This is a genomic window from Gordonia terrae, from assembly GCF_001698225.1.
GTDB classification, from domain to species: domain Bacteria; phylum Actinomycetota; class Actinomycetes; order Mycobacteriales; family Mycobacteriaceae; genus Gordonia; species Gordonia terrae.
This window is the reverse complement of record NZ_CP016594.1, coordinates 1,951,954-1,977,810: the sequence shown is the minus strand read 5'-3', so window position 1 is coordinate 1,977,810 and position 25,857 is coordinate 1,951,954. Positions and strand designations below refer to the sequence as shown.

Annotated in this window: 25 protein-coding genes; 5 read left to right on the top strand and 20 right to left on the bottom strand. The window is 69.7% G+C overall.

The genetic code is table 11. The annotated features are described in order from the left end of the window. Positions 1-38 precede the first annotated feature (38 nt). From BCM27_RS08975 to guaB, 3 genes are all read right to left on the bottom strand, one after another. On the bottom strand, positions 39-1,817 hold the full coding sequence (locus BCM27_RS08975) for a GMC family oxidoreductase N-terminal domain-containing protein (protein WP_004019194.1): 1,779 nt from the start codon (positions 1,815-1,817) through the stop codon (positions 39-41). A gap of 70 nt (positions 1,818-1,887) precedes the next feature. Then, a complete protein-coding gene (locus BCM27_RS08970) occupies positions 1,888-3,045 on the bottom strand; it encodes a GuaB3 family IMP dehydrogenase-related protein (RefSeq protein WP_033203751.1) in 1,158 nt (385 codons plus the stop codon). An 86-nt stretch (positions 3,046-3,131) separates the two neighbouring features. Then, entirely contained in the window at positions 3,132-4,643 is a 1,512-nt protein-coding gene (gene guaB / locus BCM27_RS08965; protein WP_004019192.1) for an IMP dehydrogenase, read from the bottom strand. Positions 4,644-4,790: 147 nt separating this feature from the next. Here guaB and BCM27_RS08960 point away from each other — a divergent pair, with 147 nt between their 5' ends. Continuing rightward, on the top strand, positions 4,791-5,180 hold the full coding sequence (locus BCM27_RS08960) for a DUF5319 domain-containing protein (RefSeq protein WP_004019191.1): 390 nt from the start codon (positions 4,791-4,793) through the stop codon (positions 5,178-5,180). A gap of 135 nt (positions 5,181-5,315) precedes the next feature. On the opposite strand, the gene BCM27_RS08955 is transcribed toward BCM27_RS08960, so the two are convergent. The 3 genes from BCM27_RS08955 to BCM27_RS08945 all read right to left on the bottom strand — a co-directional run bounded on the left by BCM27_RS08955 (position 5,316) and on the right by BCM27_RS08945 (position 8,056). Further along, positions 5,316-6,377, bottom strand: coding sequence for an anti-sigma-D factor RsdA (locus BCM27_RS08955; protein WP_004019190.1), 1,062 nt, complete (start codon positions 6,375-6,377; stop codon positions 5,316-5,318). Continuing rightward, positions 6,361-6,948 (bottom strand): sigma-70 family RNA polymerase sigma factor, encoded by a 588-nt coding sequence (locus tag BCM27_RS08950; RefSeq protein WP_033203601.1) that lies wholly within the window; start codon positions 6,946-6,948, stop codon positions 6,361-6,363. Before BCM27_RS08950 ends, BCM27_RS08955 begins: the two co-directional genes overlap by 17 nt. A gap of 175 nt (positions 6,949-7,123) precedes the next feature. Beyond that, entirely contained in the window at positions 7,124-8,056 is a 933-nt protein-coding gene (locus BCM27_RS08945) for a hypothetical protein (protein ID WP_033203603.1), read from the bottom strand. Positions 8,057-8,471: 415 nt separating this feature from the next. Here BCM27_RS08945 and BCM27_RS08940 point away from each other — a divergent pair, with 415 nt between their 5' ends. Then, positions 8,472-8,768 (top strand): WhiB family transcriptional regulator, encoded by a 297-nt coding sequence (locus tag BCM27_RS08940; RefSeq protein ID WP_004019187.1) that lies wholly within the window; start codon positions 8,472-8,474, stop codon positions 8,766-8,768. A 102-nt stretch (positions 8,769-8,870) separates the two neighbouring features. On the opposite strand, the gene groL is transcribed toward BCM27_RS08940, so the two are convergent. The 8 genes from groL to alr all read right to left on the bottom strand — a co-directional run bounded on the left by groL (position 8,871) and on the right by alr (position 16,151). Further along, on the bottom strand, positions 8,871-10,487 hold the full coding sequence (gene groL, locus BCM27_RS08935) for a chaperonin GroEL (protein ID WP_004019186.1): 1,617 nt from the start codon (positions 10,485-10,487) through the stop codon (positions 8,871-8,873). A gap of 119 nt (positions 10,488-10,606) precedes the next feature. Beyond that, positions 10,607-10,906, bottom strand: a complete 300-nt coding sequence (gene groES / locus BCM27_RS08930) for a co-chaperone GroES (RefSeq protein WP_004019185.1) — start codon at positions 10,904-10,906, stop codon at positions 10,607-10,609. A 195-nt stretch (positions 10,907-11,101) separates the two neighbouring features. After that, complete coding sequence (tsaD, locus tag BCM27_RS08925) at positions 11,102-12,148, bottom strand: tRNA (adenosine(37)-N6)-threonylcarbamoyltransferase complex transferase subunit TsaD (RefSeq protein WP_004019184.1); 1,047 nt, start codon at positions 12,146-12,148, stop codon at positions 11,102-11,104. Beyond that, positions 12,145-12,654 carry a ribosomal protein S18-alanine N-acetyltransferase gene (rimI, locus tag BCM27_RS08920; protein ID WP_004019183.1) on the bottom strand — a complete coding sequence of 170 codons (510 nt, stop codon included), beginning with the start codon at positions 12,652-12,654 and terminating at the stop codon, positions 12,145-12,147. The genes tsaD and rimI overlap by 4 nt, the downstream gene beginning before the upstream one ends. Then, a complete protein-coding gene (gene tsaB / locus BCM27_RS08915; RefSeq protein WP_004019182.1) occupies positions 12,651-13,361 on the bottom strand; it encodes a tRNA (adenosine(37)-N6)-threonylcarbamoyltransferase complex dimerization subunit type 1 TsaB in 711 nt (236 codons plus the stop codon). Before tsaB ends, rimI begins: the two co-directional genes overlap by 4 nt. Next, on the bottom strand, positions 13,358-13,834 hold the full coding sequence (gene tsaE / locus BCM27_RS08910; RefSeq protein ID WP_004019181.1) for a tRNA (adenosine(37)-N6)-threonylcarbamoyltransferase complex ATPase subunit type 1 TsaE: 477 nt from the start codon (positions 13,832-13,834) through the stop codon (positions 13,358-13,360). Before tsaE ends, tsaB begins: the two co-directional genes overlap by 4 nt. Continuing rightward, the gene (locus tag BCM27_RS08905) at positions 13,831-14,970 is read right to left on the bottom strand and encodes an alpha/beta fold hydrolase (RefSeq protein WP_004019179.1); all 1,140 of its coding nucleotides are present in this window, start codon (positions 14,968-14,970) and stop codon (positions 13,831-13,833) included. The genes tsaE and BCM27_RS08905 overlap by 4 nt, the downstream gene beginning before the upstream one ends. After that, a complete protein-coding gene (gene alr, locus BCM27_RS08900; RefSeq protein WP_004019178.1) occupies positions 14,967-16,151 on the bottom strand; it encodes an alanine racemase in 1,185 nt (394 codons plus the stop codon). Before alr ends, BCM27_RS08905 begins: the two co-directional genes overlap by 4 nt. Positions 16,152-16,324: 173 nt before the next feature. Here alr and BCM27_RS08895 point away from each other — a divergent pair, with 173 nt between their 5' ends. Beyond that, positions 16,325-16,795 carry a hypothetical protein gene (locus BCM27_RS08895; protein ID WP_004019177.1) on the top strand — a complete coding sequence of 157 codons (471 nt, stop codon included), beginning with the start codon at positions 16,325-16,327 and terminating at the stop codon, positions 16,793-16,795. Here BCM27_RS08895 and BCM27_RS08890 read toward each other — a convergent pair. From BCM27_RS08890 to BCM27_RS08865, 6 genes are all read right to left on the bottom strand, one after another. Then, positions 16,743-18,218 (bottom strand): NAD(P)H-hydrate dehydratase, encoded by a 1,476-nt coding sequence (locus BCM27_RS08890; protein ID WP_004019176.1) that lies wholly within the window; start codon positions 18,216-18,218, stop codon positions 16,743-16,745. The genes BCM27_RS08895 and BCM27_RS08890 overlap by 53 nt on opposite strands. 9 nt (positions 18,219-18,227) lie before the next feature. Then, on the bottom strand, positions 18,228-20,090 hold the full coding sequence (gene glmS, locus BCM27_RS08885) for a glutamine--fructose-6-phosphate transaminase (isomerizing) (protein ID WP_004019175.1): 1,863 nt from the start codon (positions 20,088-20,090) through the stop codon (positions 18,228-18,230). Positions 20,091-20,190: 100 nt separating this feature from the next. Then, a complete protein-coding gene (locus BCM27_RS08880; RefSeq protein ID WP_004019174.1) occupies positions 20,191-21,174 on the bottom strand; it encodes a dienelactone hydrolase family protein in 984 nt (327 codons plus the stop codon). A gap of 10 nt (positions 21,175-21,184) precedes the next feature. Next, entirely contained in the window at positions 21,185-21,445 is a 261-nt protein-coding gene (locus tag BCM27_RS08875; protein ID WP_004019173.1) for a hypothetical protein, read from the bottom strand. Then, positions 21,442-22,551: a hypothetical protein gene (locus BCM27_RS08870; RefSeq protein ID WP_004019171.1), complete on the bottom strand. Its 1,110-nt coding sequence runs from the start codon at positions 22,549-22,551 to the stop codon at positions 21,442-21,444. Before BCM27_RS08870 ends, BCM27_RS08875 begins: the two co-directional genes overlap by 4 nt. After that, positions 22,548-22,913 (bottom strand): hypothetical protein, encoded by a 366-nt coding sequence (locus BCM27_RS08865; protein ID WP_004019170.1) that lies wholly within the window; start codon positions 22,911-22,913, stop codon positions 22,548-22,550. Before BCM27_RS08865 ends, BCM27_RS08870 begins: the two co-directional genes overlap by 4 nt. A gap of 214 nt (positions 22,914-23,127) precedes the next feature. On the opposite strand from BCM27_RS08865, the gene BCM27_RS08860 reads away from it, so the two are divergent. Together BCM27_RS08860 and BCM27_RS08855 are read left to right on the top strand one after the other, a co-directional pair. Next, positions 23,128-24,168 carry an LLM class flavin-dependent oxidoreductase gene (locus tag BCM27_RS08860; protein ID WP_033203608.1) on the top strand — a complete coding sequence of 347 codons (1,041 nt, stop codon included), beginning with the start codon at positions 23,128-23,130 and terminating at the stop codon, positions 24,166-24,168. Continuing rightward, positions 24,165-25,847 carry a long-chain-fatty-acid--CoA ligase gene (locus BCM27_RS08855; protein ID WP_004019320.1) on the top strand — a complete coding sequence of 561 codons (1,683 nt, stop codon included), beginning with the start codon at positions 24,165-24,167 and terminating at the stop codon, positions 25,845-25,847. Before BCM27_RS08860 ends, BCM27_RS08855 begins: the two co-directional genes overlap by 4 nt. Positions 25,848-25,857: the final 10 nt, after the last annotated feature.

The following is a 25,857-nucleotide window of genomic DNA, read 5'->3' as shown; positions in this document are numbered from 1 at the left end:
GGATCCCCTGCTCACAATGCGCGCTCCGCGGACGGTTGCTACGAGATCCGCTGGGCCGTGACCGGTACGACGGGGATGATCGGCAACCGGAGGGCGCCCGGCGCGTCGGCCGGGACCACCGGCGACCTCGGCGTCGTCGGCTCGATGCGGCGGTACGGGTCACCCTGTGCGGGGCGCTGATCCTGTTCCCCCTTGTTCGGCCACAGCGCCGCTGCGCGTTCCGCCTGCGCGCAGATCGTCAGCGACGGATTGACACCGAGGTTGGCCGACACCGACGCACCGTCGGCGATGTGCAGCGTCGGGTAGTTCCACACGCGCTGGTACGGATCGATGACACCGTTCTCCGGGTCGTCGGAGATCGCGCACCCGCCGAGATAATGCGCCGTCAGCGGCATGTTGACGATGTCGCCCCACGTTCCGCCTGCGACACCGCCGTTCAGCTTCGCCGCGATCCGCCGAGTCGCCTCGTTGCCCTTGGGAATCCAGGTGGGGTTCGGTTCGCCGTGGCCCTGCTTGCTGGTGACATACCGAAGCGGTCCGCGCTTGCGGACGAAGGTGGTCAGTGAATTGTTGTTGTTCTGCATGACCAGTGCGATCACGGTCCGCTCGCTCCACTGCCGCACCACGAGCAGCCGCACGAGCAGCAACGGATTGCGGGCGACCTGGCGGAGGAACTGGCCGAACCGGTTGCGTCGGCTCCCGCCGTCGGTCAGCAGGGTCTGCAGGTACGCGATCGCGTTGGAGCCCTTGCCGTATCGCACCGGCTCGATGTGCGTGTTCGGTTCCGGATAGAACGACGAGGTGATCGCGACCCCGCGCGAGTAGTCGTTCTCCGGGTCGATCCGGGAACCCATCGCGCCCAGGATCGACTCCGAGTTCGTTCGCGTGAGCCTGCCCATCGCGTCCGAGATATGCGGCAGCGTAGCGAGTTTCGCGTGATGCAGGAGTCGCTGGGTGTTGAACGTGCCGGCCGCGAGGATCACCTGCCCCGCGGTGATCGTCCGCCGGCGACGCCCCAGCGGCCCCCACGACGACGAGTGATGGGTGCCCACCTCCCACACACCGTCGGCGCGCCGGTTCAGCGAGTCCACGGTTGTCCGGTCGATGATGGTGGCGCCGTTGCGTTCCGCGAGACCGAGGTAGTTCTTCAGCAGAGTGTTCTTCGCACCCACCCGACATCCGGTCATACATGCGCCGCATTCGGTACAGGCGGTCCGATCCGGACCCGCGCCACCGAAATACGGGTCGGCGACGGTCTCGCCGGGCGCCCCGGACAAGCCCGTCTTCGCACCGAAGAACACACCGACCGGCGTCGGTGTCACCGTGTCGCCGACACCCATCTCCGCCGCGACCTCGGCAACGACGCGATCCGAGGCGGTGACCGTCGGGTTGGTCACCACGCCGAGCATCCGGCGGGCCTGGTCGTAATACGGACCGAGTTCGTCCTCCCAGTCGGTGATGTGGTTCCACTGCGGATCGGTGAAGAACGGCGTCGGGGGCTTGTACAGCGTGTTGGCGTAGTTGAGGGACCCGCCGCCGACCCCAGCCCCGGCCAGGATCATCACGTCCTTGAGTGCGTGGATGCGCTGGATGCCGTACAGGCCCAGCTTCGGCGCCCACAGCCACCGGTTCAGGCGCCAGCTGGTCTTGGCGAAGTCCTCGTCCTCGAAACGACGACCCGCCTCGACCACGCCGACGCAATACCCCTTCTCCACGAGCCGCAGCGCACTCACGCTCCCGCCGAACCCGGAGCCGACGATCAGAACGTCGAAGTCGGTGGCGTGTTCGGTCGACCTGTCCAATCCCATGGCGAACATACTAACGCGCATTGTCACATAAGGAGACCCAGGTCACCCTAACCCTTCGTGACGCGGGGCCAGGGGGAACTCAGGCGTGGACGGACAGCCCCACGCGCTGGAACTCCTTCAGATCGCAGTACCCGGCCTTCGCCATGGCACGACGCAGCGCGCCGACGACGTTCAGTTCGCCGTAGGGATCATCGGACGGTCCGTTGAGGACACGCTCGAGACTCGGGCGGTCCTCGCCCGCGGCGACCTGCAGGAGCGCGCCGCGCGGGGTGTCCGGGTGCGCCGCGGCCGACGGCCAGTACCAGCCGTTGCCGGGCGCCGAACTCGTTGCGGCGAGCGAGGTTCCGAGAACCGCGGCGTCGGCGCCGCAGGCGATCGCCTTGACCAGGTCGCCCGAGCTGTGGATGTCGCCGTCGGCGATGACGTGGACGTAGCGACCGCCCGTCTCGTCCAGGTAGTCGCGTCGCGCGGCGGCGGCGTCGGCGATGGCGGTCGCCATCGGCACACCGATGCCGAGGACCTCGCCGGTCGTGGTGGCACCCGCGGCCGAGCCGTAGCCGACGATGACGCCCGCGGCGCCCGTCCGCATCAGGTGCAGGGCGGTGCGGTGATCGTGCACGCCGCCCGCGATGACGGGCACGTCGAGGTCGGCGATGAAGGTCTTGAGGTTGAGCGGTTCGCGCGCGGCGCCGTCGGCGTCGACCTGTGCCACGTGCTCGGCCGAGATGATCGTGCCGTGCACCACCAGGATCTCGACCCCGGCGGCCAGCAGCGCCGGGGTCAGTTCCGGCGCATGCTGAGGGCTGACCCGCACGGCCGTGGTGACGCCGGCATCGCGGACCTGCGCCACGGCCTCGCCCAGCAGGCCGCTGTCGAGCGGAGCCGCGTGCAGCTTCTGCAGATGCCGAACCGCTGCATAGGGATCCGGATCCTCCGCCGCGATCGCGACGAGTTCGGCGATCTTGGCCTCGACGTCGCGATGACGGGCCCACAGCCCCTCGCCGTTCAGGACCCCCAGCGCACCGAGCTTGCCGAGCTCGATCGCGACCGACGGCGACACCAGGGCATCGGTCGGGTGACTCAGGATCGGCGAGGAGAACCGGTAGGCATCGATCTGCCACGCCGTGGAGACGTCCTTGGACGAACGGGTCCGACGGGACGGGACGATGCTGATGTCCCCCAGTTCGTAGGTCCGTCGGGCTGTCCGGCCCATGCCGATTTCGACGAGGTCACGCACCACTGCGCCTTTCTGCGGAGTTCAGCTGCACAACGACCCTACGGCCTGGCCCGCCGGACGAATCCGGCGGGAACGGCCTCGGGAGTTCAGCGGGAATAGTAGTTGGGTGCCTCGGCGGTCAGAGTGATGTCGTGCGGATGGGATTCCTTGAGTCCCGCCGCGGTGATCTGGACGAACCGCGCAGTCTGCAGATCCGGGATCGTCGACGCGCCGGTGTAGCCCATGGCGGCACGCAGGCCGCCGACCAGCTGGTGGATCACCTGCGACAGCGGGCCCCGGAACGGCACGCGTCCCTCGATGCCCTCGGGAACCAGCTTCTCCTCCTTCAGGACGTCGTCCTGGAAGTAGCGGTCCTTCGAGTACGACTTCGCCTGCCCACGCCCCTGCATCGCACCGAGCGAGCCCATGCCGCGGTAGCTCTTGAACTGCTTTCCGTTGACGAGGACCAGCTCGCCGGGCGCCTCGGCGGTGCCCGCGAGCAGCGAACCGAGCATCGCGGTCGACGCGCCGGCGGCGAGTGCCTTGGCGATGTCGCCGGAGTACTGCAGACCGCCGTCGGCGATCACGGGCACACCGGCCTTCTGGCAGACCGCCACCGCTTCGAGGATCGCGGTGATCTGGGGGGCGCCGACGCCCGCGACGACGCGGGTGGTGCAGATCGAACCCGGGCCGACGCCGACCTTCACCGCATCGGCACCGGCATCGACGAGCGCCTGCGCGGCCTCACGGGTCGCCACGTTGCCGCCGACCACGTCCACGCGGTCGCCGACCTCGGCCTTCAGCTTGGCCACCATGTCGAGCACGAGCCGGTTGTGCGCGTGGGCGGTGTCCACGATGATCACGTCCGCTCCGGCGTCGGCGAGTGCCATCGCACGGTCCCACTGCGGGTCGCCGGTGCCGACGGCTGCGCCCACGAGCAACCGTCCGTCGGAGTCCTTGGTCGCCAGCGGATGCTGCTCGGTCTTGACGAAGTCCTTGACGGTGATGAGTCCGGTCAGCCGGCCGTTGCCGTCGACGATCGGCAGCTTCTCGATCTTGTGCCGGCGCAGCAGTCCCAGCGCGGCCTCCGCGGAGACCCCTTCCTGGGCGGTGATCAGCGGCGCCTTGGTCATGACCTCGGCGACCGGTCGGCTCTGGTCGACCTCGAAGCGCATGTCGCGGTTGGTGATGATGCCGACGAGCTCACCCTTGTCGTCGACGACGGGCAGGCCCGAGATGCGGTAGCGCGCACACATCGCATCCACCTCGGCGAGCGTGTGGGAAGGCGTGCAGGTGACCGGATCGGTGACCATCCCGGCCTCGGACCGCTTGACCGTCTCGACCTGACCGGCCTGTTCCTCGATCGACAGATTGCGGTGCAGGACACCCATACCGCCGGCACGGGCCATGGCGATCGCCATCCGGGACTCGGTCACGGTGTCCATCGCCGAACTCACCAGCGGGACCCGCAACGTCACGCTCTTGGTCACCCGCGACGAGGTGTCGACCTCGCTGGGGATCACGTCCGACGCCGAGGGCAGCAACAGGACGTCGTCGAAGGTCAGGCCGAGCATCGCGACCTTGCCGGGATCGTCTCCACCGGTACGAACAGCAGTCATCGGACCATCGTATCGACTCCCCTGGTGCGGCGATCGTCACACAGGCGTCTTCGTGCCGGTGAGACCGCCTGACCCGCTCCGGTCACGGCCGCCGGGACCCGTGAATGCCTGCGGCGCGAGCGGCTGGGGATCGGCTACGGTGGTGAGGTGCGTGACCACCTGCCACCCGGCCTCCCGCCGGACCCGTTCGCCGACGATCCCAGCGATCCCGCATCCGCCTTGGACAGCGTGGAACCGGGTATCCCGCTGGACGAGAACGAACGGCTCGCGGTCGAAGAGGATCTCGCCGATCTCGCACTCTACGAGGCGTTGCTGACAAATCGCGGTGTGCGCGGCCTCGTCGTGGTCTGCGAAGACTGCCACGAAGACCACTACCACGACTGGGACATGCTGCGCGCCAACCTGATCCAGCTTCTCATCGATGGCACCGTCCGACCCCATGAGCCGGCGGTGGACCCACGCCCGGATGCCTACGTCACGTGGGACTACTGCCGCGGGTACGCAGACGCACGCAGCCATCTCGACGACGAACGCTGACTGCCGCAGACGAACGCGGACAGCCCGCATCGGCTCGCCGGTCCGGTGACCGAGTCGTCGGCCAGACCATACGAGTGAGGCCCTGCACCGCTACGGTGCAGGGCCTCACTCGTTGAACGTAGTCCCGGGGTCGGGTCAGCCGATCGGCCGACCCGATGCATCCACACCGGGGGGCGGGGTCCACGGGATCTCGGGGAATTCGGCCGGGTAACGCGTGACCTTGGTGCTCGAGGACGGCGTCGAGGGTTGTGTCGGAGCGCTCGACGAGGGGACCGTCGACGGCACCTGCGGTTCGCTCGTCTGCTCGGACGGCGTGGTCGGCTCGTCGGTACCGCCACCGGGCGGGGTCGACTCGCCGGGCGACGAGGGCTCGTCCTCGCGGCTGGTCAGATCCGGTCGGGTCGGCTCGGTCGTGGCCGGCTGTTCCGCGCCGGTCGACGGCGCGGGAACGGTGAGTTCGGTCGGCAGACCGGCGCCGTCGCGGATGCGGTTCATCCACTCGGTCATCTCGTCGCGCATCTCGCTGTCCATCGGTCCCATGCGTTCCTGCGCCTCGGCCAGCAGGCCGGCCGCCGCGCCCGGGTCGCCCGCCGCGATCGCGGCCTCGGCTCGCTCGAGATTGTTGCGGACATCGTGCGCGGCCTGCGTCTGCGACGCCGCCTCGGCGAACACGACCTGCTTGATGCCCCACAGCGGGTCACCGGGTTGCGAGCCCTCGGAGAGCACGGTCAGACCGGCCGCCGCGACGATGACGATCGCGGCCGCACCCGACACGACGCGGAGGTGACGGACCATCCGGCGCCCGCGACTGGCCCGCTCGGTGGTGCCGATCGCCCGTTCGACATCGTCGACGGACACCAACTCCGGCTCCGGGGTGGACATGATCTCGGACTTCCAGCCCGACAGCATCTCGGCCAGTTGGTATTCGGCCGCGTCGCGGGTCGGCACCGGCACGTCGCGGGTCAGCGCGTCGAGGAAGTTCTCGTCGAAGTTGACCTCGGAGAGGTCGAGGGCGTCGTCCTCGACCGAGGCGGGATCGACGCCTGACGGAGCCGAGTCCAGCGGTCGGGGTCCGGGACCGGCCGGCGACGGGCCACTCGCACCCGGCGCACGGCGATGCGCCGGTGGCTGGCCGGGTCGGTTCGGCTGGTCACCACCGACGACACGGCGTCTACGCCAATCAGACTGTCCGCTCATCGTGACCTCCTGTCCGTCTCAACTCGTCTTTCAATTTCGCCAGCGCCCGGTGCTGGGCGACTCGCACCGCCCCGGCAGTGCTGCCGATGGCCTGCGCGGTCTCCTCCGCCGACATGCCGACGATCAACCGCAGGACCAGGACCTCGCGCTGTTTCTCCGGCAGGATGCCCAACAGTGCTCGCATCCGTCTGCTGCCGTCGGCGTCGATGGCGAACTGCTCCGGACCGCCGGCGACGTGCGAGACCTCGGGGATCTCGTCGACCGGGTCCGATTTCACCCGCGCCGCCACCCGCATGGCGTCGGCAACCTTGTGCGACGCGATGCCGTAGACGAAGGCCATGAACGGTTTGCCCTGGTCCCGATAACGGGGCAGTGCGGTCATCACCGCCATCAATGCCTCCTGCGCGATGTCGTCGGCGGAGAACAGATGGCGTTCCCCGACCCCGATGCGTCCTCGGCAGTAGCGCAGGATCGGTTCCTGCACGCTTTCGAGAACTGACGTGAGAGCGGCACGATCGCCTTGGCCCGCGGCCCGGACGGCGTCGTTCAACTCACCACCTGTCAACTTCATCGCGCGTAGGAATCCCCGTGTTACAGATCGGCCAACCGGCCTCGCCGCCAGTCCTGGTACGGGCCCCGACACGGTGACGCCGCCGGTGGCGACCGTCGTGGACCGCGGCTGGTGAGCAGCGTTCCCCGACGTCCCCGGCGGCGACGGCGTGGCAGACCCCAACACACCTTAGCGATCAACCCCCGGGCATCAGCGCCATGCCCTTGCCGATCAGCGTGGCGCGGAGCTCGCGGTGGCGTGCGGCGTCGTCGTCGGAGGCGGACCCGGTGCCCAGCAGCAGACTGATCGCGGCCCATTCCAGCGGGCGGAGACCCTCGTCGCGAGCGTCGTCGGCGACACCCCGCGCAACCGTCGCCGCGCCGCCGCGATCCCCACCACCCGCGGTGGCGGCCGCGGCGATGAGATCGGTCTTGATGCGATGCCGAGCCGGAACCGGGGTTCCCGCCTCCCGCATCTCCCGGATCAACAACGCCCCCGCCCGGCCATGGCCGAGCCCGGTCGAGACGTCGCCACGATAGAGACCGAGTTCGGCGCTCACCCACTCCCAGCGCAACCGACAGCGGGTCGCCGTGGCCCAATCGGCGTCCGACACCTGCCAGGACCAGTCACCCCGGGCCGGTCCGGGAGACGGGTCGAGAACCGACCTCGCCCGATCGAGCAGCCGGCGAGAGGCACCGAATCTCAGCAGGCCGAGATTGTCGGCCGCGAGCCCGACGAGTCCGTCCGCGACCGCGGCACGCGTCAGCGAGACCTCGGCCGGGCCCGGCGATCCCATCGCGTCCGAGAGACCCACGGTCGCGAGGGACCGGCCGTCGATCCCGTGTGCGATCCGATGACGCCCGGCCTGACGCACCAGCGATGCGCGGGTGCTCTGGCAGAGCGAGAGCAGTGCGGTTCGCGGACCCGGAGGCGTCGACGGGCCGGTCGGCGGACCGACGACCCGCTCGAGATCGATGAGCGTCGTCAGCGCGCCCGCGTAGTCCCCGCGTCCACCGGCGGAGACCGCGTCGGCCCAAGCGCGCAGAAGCGGTGCCACCACCGACGCGGTGGACGGGTGTCGACGCAGCTCAACGGCGTTCTCGAGCGCCGCCCAGGTGTTCTTGGTCACTCCGACTTTTTTGGTTTGCATGAATTTAACGAACGATTCCCAACGTTAATTCTCTGGACAGATCACGGGTGCATCATCGGAGGATTTCCGACGTGTAAATCGGTTCGCTCGACGTCACCACACCCCGGCGCACGTCACGCTGGACAAAGACTACGCGAGGTTCGCTGTATTCGCTGGTCACATGGGGTGAGACCATCCGATCCAGGGGCCGCATGAAACCCTCGCCACTGCTGTGCTATCCGACCGACATCACCTAACCCGCCGTTAACATTTCTGAGACTTTCGCGGCAATCACGTCCCATTTCGGGCCTATTGACGCCATTTCTCAGGCCCGCTTAATGTGAGTTCAGCGTTGCAGGAAATCGACGTTTCTCACCGAGCACCTCGGTGCGGCCCACGACAAGGAGTAGCTGTCATGCCTCAGCCCAATCATCTCCCCGGCCCCAACGCTGACATCTGGGACTGGCAGATGTCAGGACTCTGCCGCGGCGTCGACTCGGCCATGTTCTTCCATCCGGACGGCGAGCGCGGCCGGGCCCGAGCGCAACGTGAGCGCCGCGCGAAGGAGATGTGCCACCAGTGCCCGGTCATCGCGCAGTGCCGGGAGCACGCCCTCGCGGTGGCGGAGCCGTACGGCATCTGGGGCGGCCTCTCCGAATCCGAGCGCAGCATCCTGATGAAGCGCGGCGTCGGCCGCCGGATGGCCAGCTGAGGCCCGGGGCGACGAGCCCATCTGACGACGGCGAGAGCCGGGTATCCCTGCGGGGATACCCGGCTCTCGTGTTCGTCGGTGTGCGACCGGCGAGGTTCTACGTCAGTGCGCGTGCCCGTGACCGGCGTGACCGGCGGGCTCGTCGGCCGGCTGGTCGGTGATGGCGGTCTCGGTGGTCAACACCATCCGGGCCACCGATGCCGCGTTGACGACTGCTGAACGGGTCACCTTCACCGGGTCGATGATGCCCTCGCCGACCAGGTCGCCGTAGGTGAGGCTGGCGGCATTGAATCCCGAGCCGTCGGCCGCGCCTGCGACCTTGTCGACCACGACCGCACCGTCGAGGCCCGCGTTCGCGGCAATCCAGTACAGCGGTGCACGCGCGGAGTCGCGTACGACCCGCACGCCCAGGGCCTCGTCGCCGGTCAGCGACTCGGCGAGTGCGTCGAGCTTCTTCGACGCCTGCACGATGGCCGAGCCACCGCCGGGGATGATGCCCTCCTCGACCCCGGCCTTGGCCGCGGCGACGGCGTCCTCGACGCGGTGCTTGCGCTCCTTGAGGGCGGTCTCGGTGGCCGCGCCGACACGGATGACGGCGACACCACCGGAGAGCTTGGCCAGACGCTCGGCGAGCTTCTCCTTGTCCCAGTCCGAGTCGGACTGCTCGATCTCGCGCCGGAGCTGGGCCGAACGGTCCGCGATCGCGTCCTTGGTCCCGGCACCCTCGACCAGGGTGGTCGCGTCCTTGGTGACGACGACGCGGCGGACCGAGCCGAGCACCTCGAGGCCGACGGTTGACAGGCTCAGACCGATGTCGGAGGAGACCACGGTTCCGCCGGTGACGACCGCGAGATCTTCGAGGAAGGCCTTGCGGCGGTCGCCGAAGAACGGCGCCTTGACCGCGACGGCGCGGATCGTCTTGCGGATCGAGTTGACGACGAGGGTCGACAGCGGCTCGCCCTCGACGTCCTCGGCGACGATCAGCAGCGACTTGCCCGCCTCGACGACCTTCTCCAGCAGCGGCAGGAACTCCGGCAGGGAGCTGATCTTGTCGCGGTAGAGCAGCACGAGCGCGTCTTCGAGGACCGCTTCCTGGCTGTCGACGTCGGTGACGAAGTACGGCGAGAGGAAGCCCTTGTCGAACTGGACGCCCTCGGTGATCTCGAGGTCGGTGCTCAGTCCGGAACTCTCCTCGACGGTGACGACACCGTCGGCGCCGACCGCAGTCATCGCCTTGCCGACCATCTCGCCGATCTCCTCGTCCCGGGAGGACACGGTGGCGATCTGTGCGATGGCCTTCTCGCCCGAGACCGGGGTGGCCGCGGCGAGCAGGGCCTCGCTGAGCGCATCGGCAGCCTTGCTGATCCCCTGCCCGAGGGCGATCGGGTTGGACCCGGCCGCCACGTTCCGGAGACCTGCCTTGACCATCGCCTGCGCGAGAACCGTTGCGGTGGTGGTGCCGTCGCCCGCGACGTCGTTGGTCTTGGTGGCGACGGACTTCACCAGCTGCGCGCCGAGGTTCTCGAACGGATCGTCGAGTTCGATGTCGCGGGCGATGGTGACGCCGTCGTTGGTGACGCTCGGTCCGCCGAAGGCCTTGGCGAGGACGACATGCCGTCCGCGGGGGCCGAGGGTGACCTTGACGGTGTCGGCGAGTTGGTCGATGCCTCGCTCGAGCGCCCGTCGCGCGGTTTCGTTGAATTCAATCTGCTTGGCCATAAATCACTTTCTTCAGCAGGAGCCGATCGCCGCAACGCACATCGCCCCGGTACCCCTGCACGGGGCGCCGGGGCGATGTGAGACGCGAAAACGGCTCGCGGGGTCTAACTCGGCCGGTCCTACTTGCCGATGACGGCGAGGACGTCGCGTGCCGAGAGGATCAGGTACTCCTCGCCGGCGTACTTGATCTCGGTGCCGCCGTACTTGCTGTAGATGACGGTGTCGCCTTCTTTGACGTCCACGGGGACGCGGTTGCCCTGCTCGGTGACCCGACCCTCGCCGACAGCGATGACGGTGCCTTCCTGCGGCTTCTCCTTGGCGGAGTCCGGGATGACCAGGCCCGAGGCGGTGGTCGTCTCGGCCTCGACGGCCTGCACCAGGATCTTGTCCTCAAGCGGCTTGATGTTCACGCTCGCCACGATGTGAGTCCTCAACTTTCGTACTGAGAAAGAATCTGCACGTTCACGGCCCTGTGAAACCCCGTCGTCGCGGGTATCCGAGGCTTCGCTCAGCGCCAACTAGCACTCTATACATGCGAGTGCCAGCACTCAAGGGTGGCGGCTGCAAAAACCCGGACGTGTTCGCTGCCCGCGAATCCGCCCGACGACCCTCGACTACAGCTGGCTGACTCGCACCGACATCGCCGGGTCCGACGCCACGGTCAGCGGTGACGGCCGGGCTCCCCCGGCGATCACATGGGCACCGAGGGTCGCGATCATGACCCCGTTGTCGGTACACAGCCGCGGCTTGGGCACCCGCAGGTCGATCCCCGCCGCCGCGCAGCGCTCCTGCGCCAGCGACCGGATGCGGGAATTGGCGGTCGCGCCGCCCCCGAGGACCAGGGTGTCCACTCCGAGGTCACGGCACGCACGGACCGCCTTCATCGTCAGCACGTCGGCGACCGCCTCCTGGAACGAGGCCGCCACGTCCGCGACGGGCACCTCCGCGCCGTCGCGCTCACATTTCTCCACATACCGTGCGACAGCGGTCTTCACTCCGCTGAACGAGAAGTCGTGCCGCGAGTCGCGGGGACCGGTCATCCCGCGCGGAAAGGCGATCGCGCCCGGGTCGCCCGCGCGGGCGGCGCTGTCGAGTGCCGGACCGCCCGGGAAGCCGAGGTCCAGCAGACGGGCGACCTTGTCGAAGGCCTCCCCCGCCGCGTCATCGACCGTGGTGCCGAGTTCGACGATGGGCTCGGCGAGATCGGTGACGTGCAGGAGGTGGGTGTGCCCGCCGGACACGAGCAGCGCGACGCACTCCGGCATGGGTCCGTGCTCGAGGGTGTCCACCGCGACGTGGCCGCCGAGATGGTTCATCGCATACAGCGGCACATCCCAGGCGAGTGCGTAGGCCTTCGCCGCGGCGACCCCGACGAGCAGCGCACCGGCCAGGCCCGGGCCGATGGTGACGGCGATGGCGTCGGGACGGTCGATCCCGGCCGTCTCCCGCGCCCGGCGCATCGTGGGGACGATCGCCTCCAGATGCGCACGCGATGCGATCTCGGGGACCACGCCGCCGAACCGCGCATGTTCGTTTACGCTCGACGCCACCTCGTCGGCGAGCATCGTCGCGTATCCGGGGGCGTCACCGTCGCCCGGCGTCCACCGGACGATGCCGACACCCGTTTCGTCGCAGGAACTCTCGATACCCATGACGATCACGCGGGGCCCTCCTCCGGTTCGAGCGGCCGGCCCGAGACCGGTAGCCGCAACATCGTGTAGGCATCCGCGCCGGACGGCTGATAGTAGTTGCGGCGAAGACCCGCGGTGCTGAACCCGTGCCGCGAGTACAGCGCGATCGCCACGTCGTTGTCGGTGCGCACCTCGAGGAACACCGGGGCGTCGTTCTCGTCGGCGACGACGAGCATGGCCTCGAGCAGGGCCTTGCCCACTCCCCGGCCCCGATGGTCCGGATCGACGGCGATGGTGTGGATCTCGCACTCCCAGGCGTCCGGCTGTCCGAGCAGGGAGACGCCCGCATACCCGATGACGTCGGCCCCGGCGCGTTCCCGCGCCGCGAAATAGGTGTTGTGGGGCGCGTTGAGTTCGGCCCGGAAAGCCGCTGCCGGCCAGGGGGAATCGTCGGCGAACATCTGCCGTTCCAGCGCGGCACAGCGCGGGATGTCGCCGTAGGTGAGGGCGTCGATCATCAATTCGGGTGTGGTCATCGCGCCGCACCCGCCCGGCGGTCCTTCTGCTCGACGGCGTCGGGGCGTCGGAGATACAGCGGGACAAGGGGTGCGGGCTCCCGTCCGGCGATGATGTCGGCGGCCGCGGCCGCGATGAGCCCGCGGACGGTCGGTACCGCGATCGCGGGTGCGCCGCCGGTCCAGCCGGTGAGCTCCAGATGGGCGGCAGAACCGGCAGCAGCCCCGATCCGTCCTGCGGACCGGTCGGCGGCGAGTTCATCGGCGACCACCCCGGGCGCGGCCACCTCGGGCCCGCGCAGCCGGCGGCCGCCCCCGTACAGCGCCCAATACACCTCACGCCGGCGCGCGTCGGTCACCACGAGAATCCGAGACGAGGCATCGGCGGCGCCCGAATCGGCTTCGGCGGCAAGTGCATCCAAAGAGCACACACCGTACGCCGGGATCCCGAGCGCATCGGCGAAGGCGGCGCCGGTCGCCATCCCGACCCGGAGCCCGGTGAACGGCCCGGGCCCGCAGCCGACGACGACCGCGGTCAGATCGGTTCGGGCGGCGCCGGATTCGGCGAGACTCTCGGCGATGAGGCTGGTGAGCAGTTCCGCGTGCCGCCGATGGTCGGCGACCACACGCTCGGCCAGGACCCGCACCTCGCCGTCGTGCAGGGCGGCCACTCCGGCCACCACCGAGTCGGTGGCGGTGTCGACCGCCAGCACCAGACGCTCGCTCATTCGGCGCTCACCCATTCCCACTCCACATGTCGCACATCGCTGTCGGCGTCCCGGCGCAGCCGCACGACGAGATGCCGATCGGCCAGCCGCTCGGCCACGCCCTCACCCCACTCCACGACGACGACCGCCTCGTCGAGGTCGGAGTCCAGATCGAGGGCGTCCAGCTCGTCGAGGACCCCGGAACCGTTCCCGGTGCCGCCGAGCCGGTACGCATCGACGTGGACCATCCCCGGTCGGTCCGGGCGGCCCGGTCGGTGCTCGCGCGCGATGATGAAGGTCGGCGACGTCACCCGGCCCACGACGCCGAGCCCGGCTCCGATCCCGCGGGCCAGCGCCGTCTTCCCCGCACCCAGCGGTCCGTCGAGGATGACCACGTCCCCCGCGGTCAGGGTCGACGCCAGCTCGGCACCGAAGGCCTCGGTGTCGGCGACGTCGGGGAGTTCACGCGCACCGCCGGGACCCGGTCGGCTCATCCCCGGCCTCGCTTCCACCAGCGCCGGCGGGGAGCAGGCAGCGCGACCCGCGCCCGGTCGACCAGTTCGACGATCGCGTCGCTCACCAGACGCGGCTCCTCCATCTGGACCATGTGACCGGCGCCCTTGGCGACCACCAGTCGCGAGTCGGCGCCGAGTTGGGAGTACATCCGCACCGAGTTGCGCAGCGGCGTCAGTCGGTCCCGATCGCCGCACACAACCGTGGTCGGGACCTGCGCGATCACCGGCAGGGCGGTGGATTCGTCGTGGATCTCCAACGCGTGCAAGAAGTTCACGATGGTCTCGATCGGCGTGCTCTGGATCATCTTGTCCACCGCCGCACCGAGCGCCGGACTGTAGAACGTCGGTCCGAAACTCGCTGCGACCAGCACCGGTTCGAGAGCCGAGCGGGTCAGTCCGCGGCCGGCCTGTACGAGGCGCGGGGCGCGGCGGACACTCATCCGGAAGGCGTCCACCACCGGATTGCGCAGTCCCTCACCGAGTCCGGCGTCGGTGATACCGCGCGATGCCGTCGCCACGAGACCCACACCGGCCACCGGACCGTGGGTCGAGAACAGTGCCGGGTGGCGGCGAGCGAGGCCCATCAGGGTCATGCCCCCCATCGAATGACCTACGAGGACAACGGGTCCGACCGAGACGGTGGCCCGGACCACGGCTGCCGCGTCGTCGGCGAGCTGGGCGATCGTGCACGTCTCGGTCGGAGCCGGGTCGCTCTCCCCGTGACCCCGATGGTCGAAGAACACCAGACGGTAGTTGCGGTCGGACCACTCCGCGGCGAGTTGCGCGCGCTGGAAGTGCCAGCTCGACAACCGAAGACTGAAGCCGTGCACGAACACGATCGTCAGGTCGGGCGCCGAGTCGGCCGTCACCGTCCCGAGGTCGACGATCCGCACCGCCAGCTCGAGGCCGTCATCGGTGGTGACCGTGGTCGCCCGCTCGCCGTAGAGCGCGGTGAGGTCGACGTCGGCGTGTGGGTCCGCCCGGCCGACCACACTCTTGCGAGCGATGTTTCGTGCCGCCCCCACGGCCGCCATACCGCCCAGGGCGGCGATCCCCGCCACCCCGGCCAGCAATCCGACGCGTTCGGAATCGTCCACCAGTGGTGCCCCGCTCACTGTCCGGTCCCCGCGTTCTCGGGTGTCACCGTGTCCTCGGAATCTACCCCGGCGACCCCCTCGCCGACGTACCTACGGACCACCCGCGTCCCGACCTGCGAGACGATCTCGTAGTCGATGGTGCCGATCGCGTCCGCCCAGTCCTTCGCGGTCGGGCCGCCGGCGGCTCCGGTGCCGAACAGTTCGGCCTCGTCCCCTTCGCGGACACCGGCCCCGTCCGGTCCGAGGTCGACGACCAGCTGATCCATGCAGATCCGGCCCACGCCGTCGAACATCCGATCACCGATCCGGACCCGGATGCGGCCCGACAACAGTCGCGGTACGCCGTCGGCGTATCCCGCGGCGACCACGGCGACCACCGTGTCGCGCGGCGCGATCCATGTCTCGCTGTAGGACACGCCCTGCCCCGCGGCCACCTTCTTCACGAGCGCGATGCGCGCGGTCAGCGTCATGGCCGGGATCAGCCCGAAGTCGCCCTGTGCGGGCACCGGGGTGCGGCCGTACACGGCGATCCCGGGACGGACGAGGTCACGGGCCAGATCCGGGCGGGTCAGCGCCGCCGGCGAATTGGCGATGTGCACCACCTGCGGCGTCGCCCCCAGCCGGACCAGGTCGGCCACCGCGAGGTCGAGCCGTTGCGCCTGGGCGTCGTTCAACGGGTGCTCGGGCTCGTCTCCGCGCGCGAGATGGCACATCGCCGCGCGCAGGATCACCGATCCGTCCGCGTGTGCCTTCGCGACCCGCTCGGCGAAGTCGGCCCACTCGTCCACCGCGACGCCGCTGCGATTGAGGCCGGTGTCGACCTTGGCGGTCACCAGGGCGGGTCGACCGACGCGCCGCGCGGCGGCGACCACCGCGTCGAGCTGCGCGATCGACGAGAGCGCGATGTCGATGCGGTCGGTGATCGCACCGGCGAAGTCGGCACCCGGCGTGTGCAGCCATGCCGTGATCGGGGCGTCGATGCCGGCTGCCCGCAGTGCGGCGGCCTCGGTGAGGTGCGCGACACCGAGTTCGGTGGCGCCCGCGGCGAGCACGGCACGCGCCACCGGCAGCGCGCCGTGGCCGTAGGCGTCGGCCTTCACGACCGCCATTACGTCGGAACCCGAGACGGCACGCAGCACACCGACGTTGTGGGCGATCGCGCCGAGATCGACGGTCGCGGTCAGAGCAGGGGAAGTCATCGTCGTTCATTGTCCCAGATCGCCGGGTCGGGCCGACCCCGGCTGCCCGCAGCGAGAGGAGGGCGACGATCTACCGACGGGGTCTGAGTAGTCACACCGATGCACCGGCGTGCTCCGGGCGGTTGAGTGGACCCCACTGCAGTCCCAACCGTCGCCGCACCCACGGAGTCACCATGTACAACAATCCGAATCCGCAGGCCACCGCCGTGTTCGCCCCCGCCCGCCTCGCGCCCCCGCCGTACGGCCAGGACCTCGCCGCCTTCTCCCCCGTCGATCCGATCATCCCGCCTGCCGGCCCCGCCCGTCCCGGCCTGAGCGCCTCGCTGACCTCCTGGGCCGCCAATGCGATGGCCTGGGTGGCGTTCATCACGGCCGGGGTGCTCTTCCTGCTCGCCCTCGGCCACGCGATGGCCGGCGAACCCGCCGACGCCTACGGGGTCGCGGCCCTGGTCGCCTTCGGCGTCGGCGTCGTCGCGGCGGTCGCCGCCTGCGCGGCGCTGGCCATCTCGGTCACCCAGCGCATCCGGCACGGCGCACTCCGGCGCGCGGGCATCATCGCCGATGCAATCGTGCTGTCGTCGGTCACCGCGTTCACCGCGCTGACGGCGCTGTACCCACTCGTGTTCGTGCTCGGCGCGTGGTGAACTCGCGGATCGCCGGACGCAGCGCCGACAGCAGGGCCGACGCCCCGATCGGCGCGCCGCCACTCGCGAGCTCCGCCGCCCGGGCGTGGACGCGCGCGGCCGCCGCACCGGCGATCCGAGGCGGTGTCCCGGCGGCGAGCAGGGCCCCGGCCACCCCTGACAGGACGTCCCCGGCCCCGGCGGTCGCGGCCCACGACGACCCGGCGTCGTTGCCGAGGACGTGACCCGTCGGGTCGGCGACCAGCGTGATCCGTCCCTTCAGCAGCACCGTGACGCCCCACCTCGCGGCGAGACCGGAGACGGCGGTGAGACGGTCGGCGCCCAGTTCGGTACCGGTCAAGCGGGCGAACTCGCCCGCGTGGGGTGTCAGCAGGGTCGGCGACGTCCGTCCGTCGACGAGACCGGGGTCGCGGGCGATCAGGGTCAGTGCGTCGGCGTCGGCGAGGACCGGCAGATCGGTGGCCAGGACCGTCCGCAGGGTCGCCGCGGCGGCGTCGTCGGTACCCATACCGGGGCCGAGGACCCACGCCTGGACGCGACCGGCGTCGGCGAGATCGGGCGTCGCGACGACCTCCGGCCACCGCGCCACCACTTCGGCGTGCGCGGACCCGACGAATCGGGTCATCCCCGAGGTCGCGGTGACCGCCGCGCCGGTGGCGAGGACCGCTGCGCCGGGGTACCGGTGCGACCCGGCGATGACCCCGACAACCCCCTGGGTGTACTTGTCATCTCCGGGACCCGGTGTGGGCCAGTCGATCTCGTCGTCGACGAGCGTGCTGAGCGTCGGTGTGGCGAGTCGGCTCGTCGCGGGCAGGACATCGTCGAGGCCGATGTCGACCAGGACGACTGCCCCACACTGCGGAGCGGCGAGCAGATGTGCACGACGCCGGACCCCGAAGGTGACCGTGATGTCGGCACGAACCGCCGGATCGTGGACCTCGCCGGTGTCGGCGTCGACGCCCGACGGCAGATCCACCGCGATGACCGTGGTGTCCGGATCGACACCCGCGAAGACCTCGGCGGCGTTCGTCCGCAACGGACCCCGGCCGCCGAGACCGACCACGCCGTCGACGATCACGTCGAGTCCGTCGGGGAGTCGCTCACCGGTCCGTCCGCCGGCGGCGCGGAATGCCGCCAGACCGGCGGCGTGGGCCTTGTCCGGAGCGAGGAGGACCGCCGCGACCCGCACTCCGCGGCGGCACAGTTCGGCGCCGGCGAACAGCGCGTCGCCGCCGTTGTCCCCGGCACCGACGACGACGCCGACCGCCCGTCCGTAGCAGCCGCCGGTCCGGTTCAGCTCCGCCGCGATCACCTGGGCGACCCCATGCGCCGCCCGGCGCATCAGGACGCCGCCGGTGAGCAGGTCCCCCGAGGCCCGCTCGGCGTCGCGGACCTCGTCAGCCGTCAGATAGCGGATCGGCACGTGGATCGACTATTCGACGGTCACCGATTTGGCCAGGTTCCGCGGTTTGTCGACGTCGTAGCCGCGCGCCTGGGCGACGCTGGCGGCGAACACCTGCAGCGGGACCGTCGAGACCAGGGGCTGCAGCAGTGTCGGCGTCTTCGGGATCGGGATGAACTCGTCGGCGACCGCACGGGCGGCCACGTCGTCGGGCTCGGCGATGACGATCGTGCGCGCGCCACGGGCCTGGATCTCGCGGATGTTGCTGACCATCTTGGAATGCAGCACGGCGCGGCCGTCCGGGGACGGCATGACCGTGATCACCGGCAGCCCGTCCTCGATCAGGGCGATCGGCCCGTGCTTGAGCTCACCCGCCGCGAACCCCTCGGCGTGCATGTACGCGAGTTCTTTGAGCTTGAGGGCACCTTCGAGCGCGACCGGATATCCGACGTGTCGGCCGATGAACAACACCGTGTTGTGGTGCGCCAGCGAGCGAGCGAGTTCGCGCACCGGTTCCATGGTGTCGAGCACCTGGGCGACGGAATCGGCCATCGCCTCGATGGCCGCGAACTCGCGGGCGACCTCGTCGGCGTATTTGGTGCCCCGGGCCTGCGCCAGCGCGAGCCCCACCAGGTAGGCGGCGACGATCTGCGCGAGGAAGCACTTGGTCGACGCGACGCCGATCTCGGGGCCGGCGTGGGTGTAGAGGACCGCGTCGGATTCCCGCGGGATCTGTGCGCCGTTGGTGTTGCAGATGGCCAGGACGCGAGCCTTCTGGTCCTTCGCGTGCCGGACGGCTTCGAGCGTGTCGGCTGTCTCACCGGACTGCGAGATCGCGACGACCAGCGTCGACCGGTCGAGCACCGGGTCGCGGTAGCGGAACTCGCTGGCGAGTTCGATCTCGACCGGGAGCCGGGTCCAGTGCTCGATCGCGTACTTGGCGAGCAGACCCGCGTGGTAGGCGGTTCCACAGGCGACCACGAACACCTTGTCGACGTCGCGTAGGTCGTCGTCGGTCAGGCGCTGCTCGTCGAGCACGATGCGGCCGTTCTGCAGATGCCCCAGGAGGGTGTCGGCGATCGCGCGCGGCTGCTCGGCGATCTCCTTGAGCATGAAGAAGTCGTAGCCGCCCTTTTCCGCGGCGGCGAGATCCCAGTCGATGTGGAACGGCTTGCCCTCGCGGACGTTCTGGTCGAAGTCGCTGACCGTGTACGAGTCCGCGGTGATCACCACGACCTCGTCCTGGCCGAGTTCCACTGCGTCCCGGGTGTGTTCGATGAATGCGGTCACGTCCGACGCGAGGAACATCTCACCCTTCCCGACGCCCACCACGAGCGGTGTCGACCGTCGCGCCGCGACGATGGTGTCCGCGTGGTCGGCGTGGGTGAACACGAGGGTGAAGGCCCCCTCGAGACGACGGAGCGCCGCGTAGGCGCTGGCCACGAAGTCGCCGGCGGTCGGACCCAGCGCGTAGTACTTCGACACGAGGTGCACGGCGGTCTCGGTGTCGGTCTCGGACGTGAACTCGACCCCGTCCTCCTCGAGTTCGGCGCGCAGTTCCGCGTAGTTCTCGATGATGCCGTTGTGCACGACGGCGAGCTTGCCGTCGTCACTGGCGTGCGGATGCGCGTTGCGATCGGTCGGCTTGCCGTGCGTCGCCCAGCGGGTGTGTCCGATGCCGGTCGTCCCCGACAGGGATTCGCGACCGACAGTGGCGATCTGCTTCTCCAGGTTCTCCAGTCGGAGCGCCTTCTTCTGGATGGCGGTGCTTCCCTCGCCGTCGAGGATCGCGACGCCCGCCGAGTCGTATCCGCGGTATTCCATCCGTCGCAGCGCGTCGACGACGATGTCCAGGGCATCGCGCCGCCCCACGTATCCCACGATTCCACACATAGCTAGTCAGGGTACCTGCGGACGCGGGAGTGGCAGCGCGCCGCGTCGCGTCCCGAGCTGGGGTCACAACGAGCCCCGATCGGGTGATTCCGCACCGCCGTCACTCGATGGTGTCGGGCACCACCGCGTTCGGCGCACCGGACGGCACCGGGCTCGCCGCGCGGCGGCGCTTGCGTTCCTTCGCGCCCAGCAACTTGGCGATCTTGTCCTGCATCTCCGGGGGATCGTCGAGATCCACCGCAGGCACCTTCCCGAGCACCGTGTCGGCGTCGGCGAAGGCCTCGTAGCGGTCGTCGCCGTCGAGGGTGTGCAGCAGGAATCCGGTGGTCATCGCCCGTACCGCGGTGTGGGTCTTCTTGTCGGCACCGTTGCCGCCGAGCAACGACTTGATGGACCGGTGCTCGATCAGTCCGCGCGAGGTGGCGCCCGGCGGGGTGCGCAGCACCGCGGCCGGCCGGGGGTCGGCCGCCGACTCCGACCCGTACGCCTGCGCAAGCGGGAGCGCGTTGCCGTCGATGGTGTCGAGTTCGCCGATGGCCGAGACGATGAGGCCCGGAGCACTCAACCGACGGGCCGCGGGCAGCAGCGCGGAGGTCGTCGGCGCCGGGAACAGCGCGACCACCCCGCGGGCCTGCGGTTGCGGCTGGCCGTGCAGCACGCCCTCCGATGCGGCCAGAACCGCGGCGGCGGCACCGAAGCCGTGACCGGCGAACCCGATCTTGCGCGGGTCGACGGTGATCTCGCCGAAGCCGAGCGGGACCCTCGTCACGATCGACAGTGCCGAGCGGAGCTGGGCGGCCATCGCGTCATCGGACACCAGCAGGCCGCGCTGACCCGCGGGGACGGCGACGACGATGCCCCACGACGCGAGGTGGTGACACAGGTCGCGGTACCGCTCGACCGAGGTCATCCATCCGTGGCCGAACGCGACGGCCGGGAGTCGTTCGCCCTCGGCGGGGGTGAAGACGACGCCCGGGGTTCCGACGATCCCGAGGTCGCCGCGCAACACACGATGGGGGCCGCGTCGGGCGAGCGCGGACATCAGCTTCGCGGGCGACTGCGGCTTCTGCTTCTTGCCTGGCACAGCAGACAGCCTATGTGTTCGGCGGCGGCAGATGGGGACTGGCGTCGGCCACGTCGGCCGGCAGCAGAATGCCCGGGGTGGCGTCCGCGGCATCGGCGTCGTTCTCGAGATCGTCGCGCAGCCGCTGTGTCTCGGACCGCACCGCGTTGCGACGATGGTCGGCCATCGCGAGTTCGAGGTCACGCCGCTGCGCGGAGAACCGGTGCGATGCCTCGGCGACACCGGCGGTCGCGGTGCGGGCCATCGCCTCGATCTGGTCGGCGAGGTTCACTGGTCGCCTGCCAGGGCGAGGTCACCCGAGGACCGGTCGGACGATGCGTCCGGTGTCGGCGCAGGTGAATCAGGACCGGCGGGTTCGGTGTCAGCGGACCCGGTTTCTGCGGGTTCGGGTTCGGTTTCGGCGGGCCCGGTTTCGGCGGTTGCCTCCTCGACGGTGGCCACGGGTGCGTCGAGTCCCTCGGTGCCGCCGAGCCGAAACGGGATGTCGATTCCGTCATCGGGTTCGGGGACGGCGCGGGCTGCCTCGACCTCGTCGGGTGCCGACGCGGACACGGCGGATGCACTCGCGGCACCGATCTCGTGGGTTCGGTCCTCGGTGGTCGATTCGGCGAGCCACGTCTGGGTGACCGGCGAGGGCGCTGCGACGGTGTGCACGGGCGCCGACGCGACCGGTGGGTCCGGTGTCGCGGGCGGCGGATCGGGCATCGCGGACGGAACGCGGCCCGAGCGCTCGGCGTCGACCGGATACGCCTCGTCGTCGATGCCGTCGACGGACCGGTTCAGGAGGTCGAGAATCCCGGCGACACCCCGGGTCGTGGTCTCCAGCGACGTGGTGAACAGGGCAAGCCTCGACGAGATGTCCTCGACCGCCACCCCCATCGGCACCCGACCGGTGAGCACCGCCTGCGGCAGCTCTGCCGGCGGCACACCGGCAGCGGCCGGCGCCGACAACCGGGCGAGCGTCAGATAGAAGGTGCGTAACAACCGGTCGATACCCGACGCTGCGGCCGAGGTGGCCTCGGTGAGGGTGCGCAGGATGTGCAGATCCGACTCGGCACGACGCTGATGATCGATGACCGTGGCGATCGCGACGGTCGCGGACTCGCTGTTCCAGCCGTCGTCGAGCCGGACCTGCTGCTCGGGGAGATGGTGGAGCTGTTCGGACACGGCGCGATGCGCCGACACCAGGGCCCGACTGTCCGCGGACAGTGCCGCGATGTCGAAGCCGTCGACGACACCCACTCCGTTGCGGATGGTGGACTCGTCGGGCGCACCGATCCCCATCAGGCGCCCCACCGACACGAGCTCGATCAACGCCTCGACGCCTTCCCGGGCATCAGATCTCAGCACCGACAGCGAGTCCGCGCCGCGCCTCACCGGCCGTCCACCTCCGCCGCGGGTACCGCTCGCGAGATCTCCACCGCCGCGCGGCCGTCGCCGTCGGCCATGGTCAGCGCACTGTTGCGCAGGGTGTCGGCGAGCGCCGCGGCTGCGGCGGCCTGTACGCGCAACCGGCGCGACAGGGTCGTGGTCATGTCTGCGTAGGTCGCCGCCGATGGTCCGAAGGTGACGGAGTCGGCGTCCCGCACCGTGGATTGTCGAGCCCAGGCCCCGAAGTCGTGCGCGGCCAGATCGTCGGCGACCGCCGACAGCACCAGTGAGGACCTGCGGTAGTACGACGCGACCGCCGACACCTGGGCGGTGTCCATCGCGATCCGCTGCCTGCCGGTGCCGTTCATGTCCCCACCCCCTCGACGACGTGCCGTGATCGTACCCACCCCGACGCGGACCGCCACGACATGAACCTTGGACGCACGCGGCCGCCCTCCGGTTCCATCGCCCCGAATCTCCGCGGTTGGGATTTCCGACAAGGGCCACGACCGCGCGACCTTCCGTCACCGACGACGATCATCAAGAGTGACATCGACCACACAGGCGTCGAGAGGACATGCAATGAGAACGTCGAGCGCGAGCTTCGGACTCTGGTACGACTTCCGCAACCCCGCGAGTGACGGCGCCACCAGGGGTTTCGGGGATTTCTATCGCGCGACACTCGACCAGATCGCGTGGGCCGAGTCCATCGGGATCGACTCGGCGTGGCTGACCGAGCACCATTTCATGGACGACGGTTACACCCCGTCACCGTTCCTCCTCGCATCCGCGATCGGTGATCGGACGACGACCATGCGCATCGGCACCAACCTCGTGGTGTCGCCGCTGCACAATCCCATCCGGCTCGCCGAGGACGCGGCCACCCTCTCGCTGCTCACCGGAGGACGATTCTCGCTCGGCGTGGGCCAGGGATATTGGGCACCCGAGTTCGCCGCCTTCGATCGGCGTCTCATCAACCGCCCGAGCCTGCTCGAGGAGGGTGTGGAGATCGTGCGCCGATGCTGGTCGGGCTCTGCCGACCCGTTCGACGGCAAACGCCTTCACAAACCGGCCCTACCGGTGACCCCCACCCCCGAGATCACCCCGGACCTTCTCGTCGGGGCGATGGCCGACCCGGCGATCGAGCGTGCTGCGCGGATCGGTGACGGGTTCCTCAGCACCCAGAACGCCCATCACGCCTCGTACCTCGACGCACTCGAACGCCTCGGACGACCCCGCTCGGAGGGACGTATCTTCGCGGGACAGTGGACGATCATCGCCGACGACCCGGAGCGGGAATGGTCGCGGATCGGCGTCCATGCGCTCTACCAGATCAACAAGTACATCGAGATGGGCGCGTTCGGACCCGTTCCGCAGTTCACCGAACCCGACCAGCTCGTCGACGCCGGCTCCTTCACATTGTGGGATCCCGCAACCGCCGTCGACGAACTCACGACGCTCCTGACGCAGACCCCGCAGATCGAGGATGTCCACTTCTGGGCGCAGTTGCCCGGCGAAGACGTCGACAGCGGCAGCGCACGCATCGAGTTGTTGGCCACCGCGGTCATCCCCGAGGTCCGGGCCAGACTCGCCGCCGCGGCGGCGGTCGAGGTGCCCGCGTGATCGGGGCCGAGGGACCCACTCCCGCGGCCCACCCACTCGTGATCACCGACTTCCTCTTCCGTGCCCGAGACATGTTCGGCGACAAGGCGATCGTGGATCACATCGACGGTGCGGAGGTCTTCCGATACACCTATCGCGAGTACGCCGATCGGGTGACGCGGCTCGCGGCCGCCCTCATCGCGAGCGGCGTACGCCCGGGCGACCGGGTCGGCACACTCGCCTGGAACCACCGTCGTCACCTCGAGCTCTACCTCGCCGTGCCATTGGCCGGCGCCGTGTTGCACACGATCAACATCCGACTCTCGCCACCGGAGATCGCCTACATCGTCGACCATGCCGACGACACGATGATCTTCGCCGACCGGTCGCTGGAGTACCAGCTCGACGACGTGCGGGCGCAGCGCCCCGACATCTCGATCGTGTCGATCGACGAGGACGGCGACGGCAACTGCAACGGTGACGGTGACGGGGGCATCGGACGACCGTCGCTGGACTCGATGGTCGGATCCGCCGAGCCGCTTGCGGCGCCCATCGCCCGCACCGACGACGACCTCGCGGTGCTCTGCTACACCTCGGGCACGACCGGGGCCCCGAAGGGGGTTGGGTATTCCCACAAGTCGCTGTATCTGCACACGATGGCGGCGTGCCTCGCGGACGGCCACGCGATCTCCGAACGCGACCGCGCGCTCCTCGTGGTCCCGATGTTCCACGCCAACGCGTGGGGGGTCCCGTTCGCCGCGTTGATGTCCGGTGCGTCGCAGATCCTGCCCGGCCCGCACCCCACACCCGCGCAGATCGCCGGCATCATCGCCGCCCAGCGGGTGACCTACACCGGCATGGTGCCGACCGTGGCGGTGGACCTGCTCGTCCACGCGCGACAGGCCGGCACCGACCTGAGCAGCCTCCGAGCGCTCGTCCTGGGCGGGTCGACGCCGACGCTCGGCCTCATCCGCGACCTCGAGGATCTCGGCGTGCCCGTCTTCCAGGGATGGGGCATGACCGAGATCTCACCGATGGCGACCTTCTCACGCCCTCCTGCCTCGACCGATGACGACCCGGAATCGCGCTGGACGTACATCCGCAAGCAAGGTCGGCTCCTGCCCGGCCTGCAGTGGAAACTCGTCGACGACGCCGGCCAGGTCATGCCCCACGACGGGATCAGCCGCGGTGAGATCCTGATCCGCGGCCCCTGGGTCGCCACCGGTTACTACCGTGCGGACCATCCGGACAGGTTCGACGACGGTTGGCTGCGCACCGGTGACATCGGGATCATCGACGAACACGGTTGTCTCTCGATCGTCGATCGAACCAAGGACCTCATCAAGAGCGGCGGCGAATGGATCAGCTCCGTCGCCCTGGAAGAAGCACTGCTCGAGCATCCGTCGATCCAGGAGGCCGCGGTGGTCTCCGTTCCGCATCCGCGCTGGCAGGAACGACCGGTTGCCTACATCGTCGGCGAGGACGGCCTCGACGTGGACGAGGTCCGGGCGGAGCTGGCCGCGCGGGTCCCGCGCTGGTGGGTGCCCGACCTGATCGTCGCCGTCGACCGTCTCCCGCGGACGAGCGTCGGGAAACTCGACAAACGGGCGCTCCGTGAGCAGGCCGCCGGGACGCCCGACTTGTGGGAACCCACAACCGCCGCGGATTCTCCCGTTCCGGTGACGCACGGCGATTCCTAACGTCGACAGT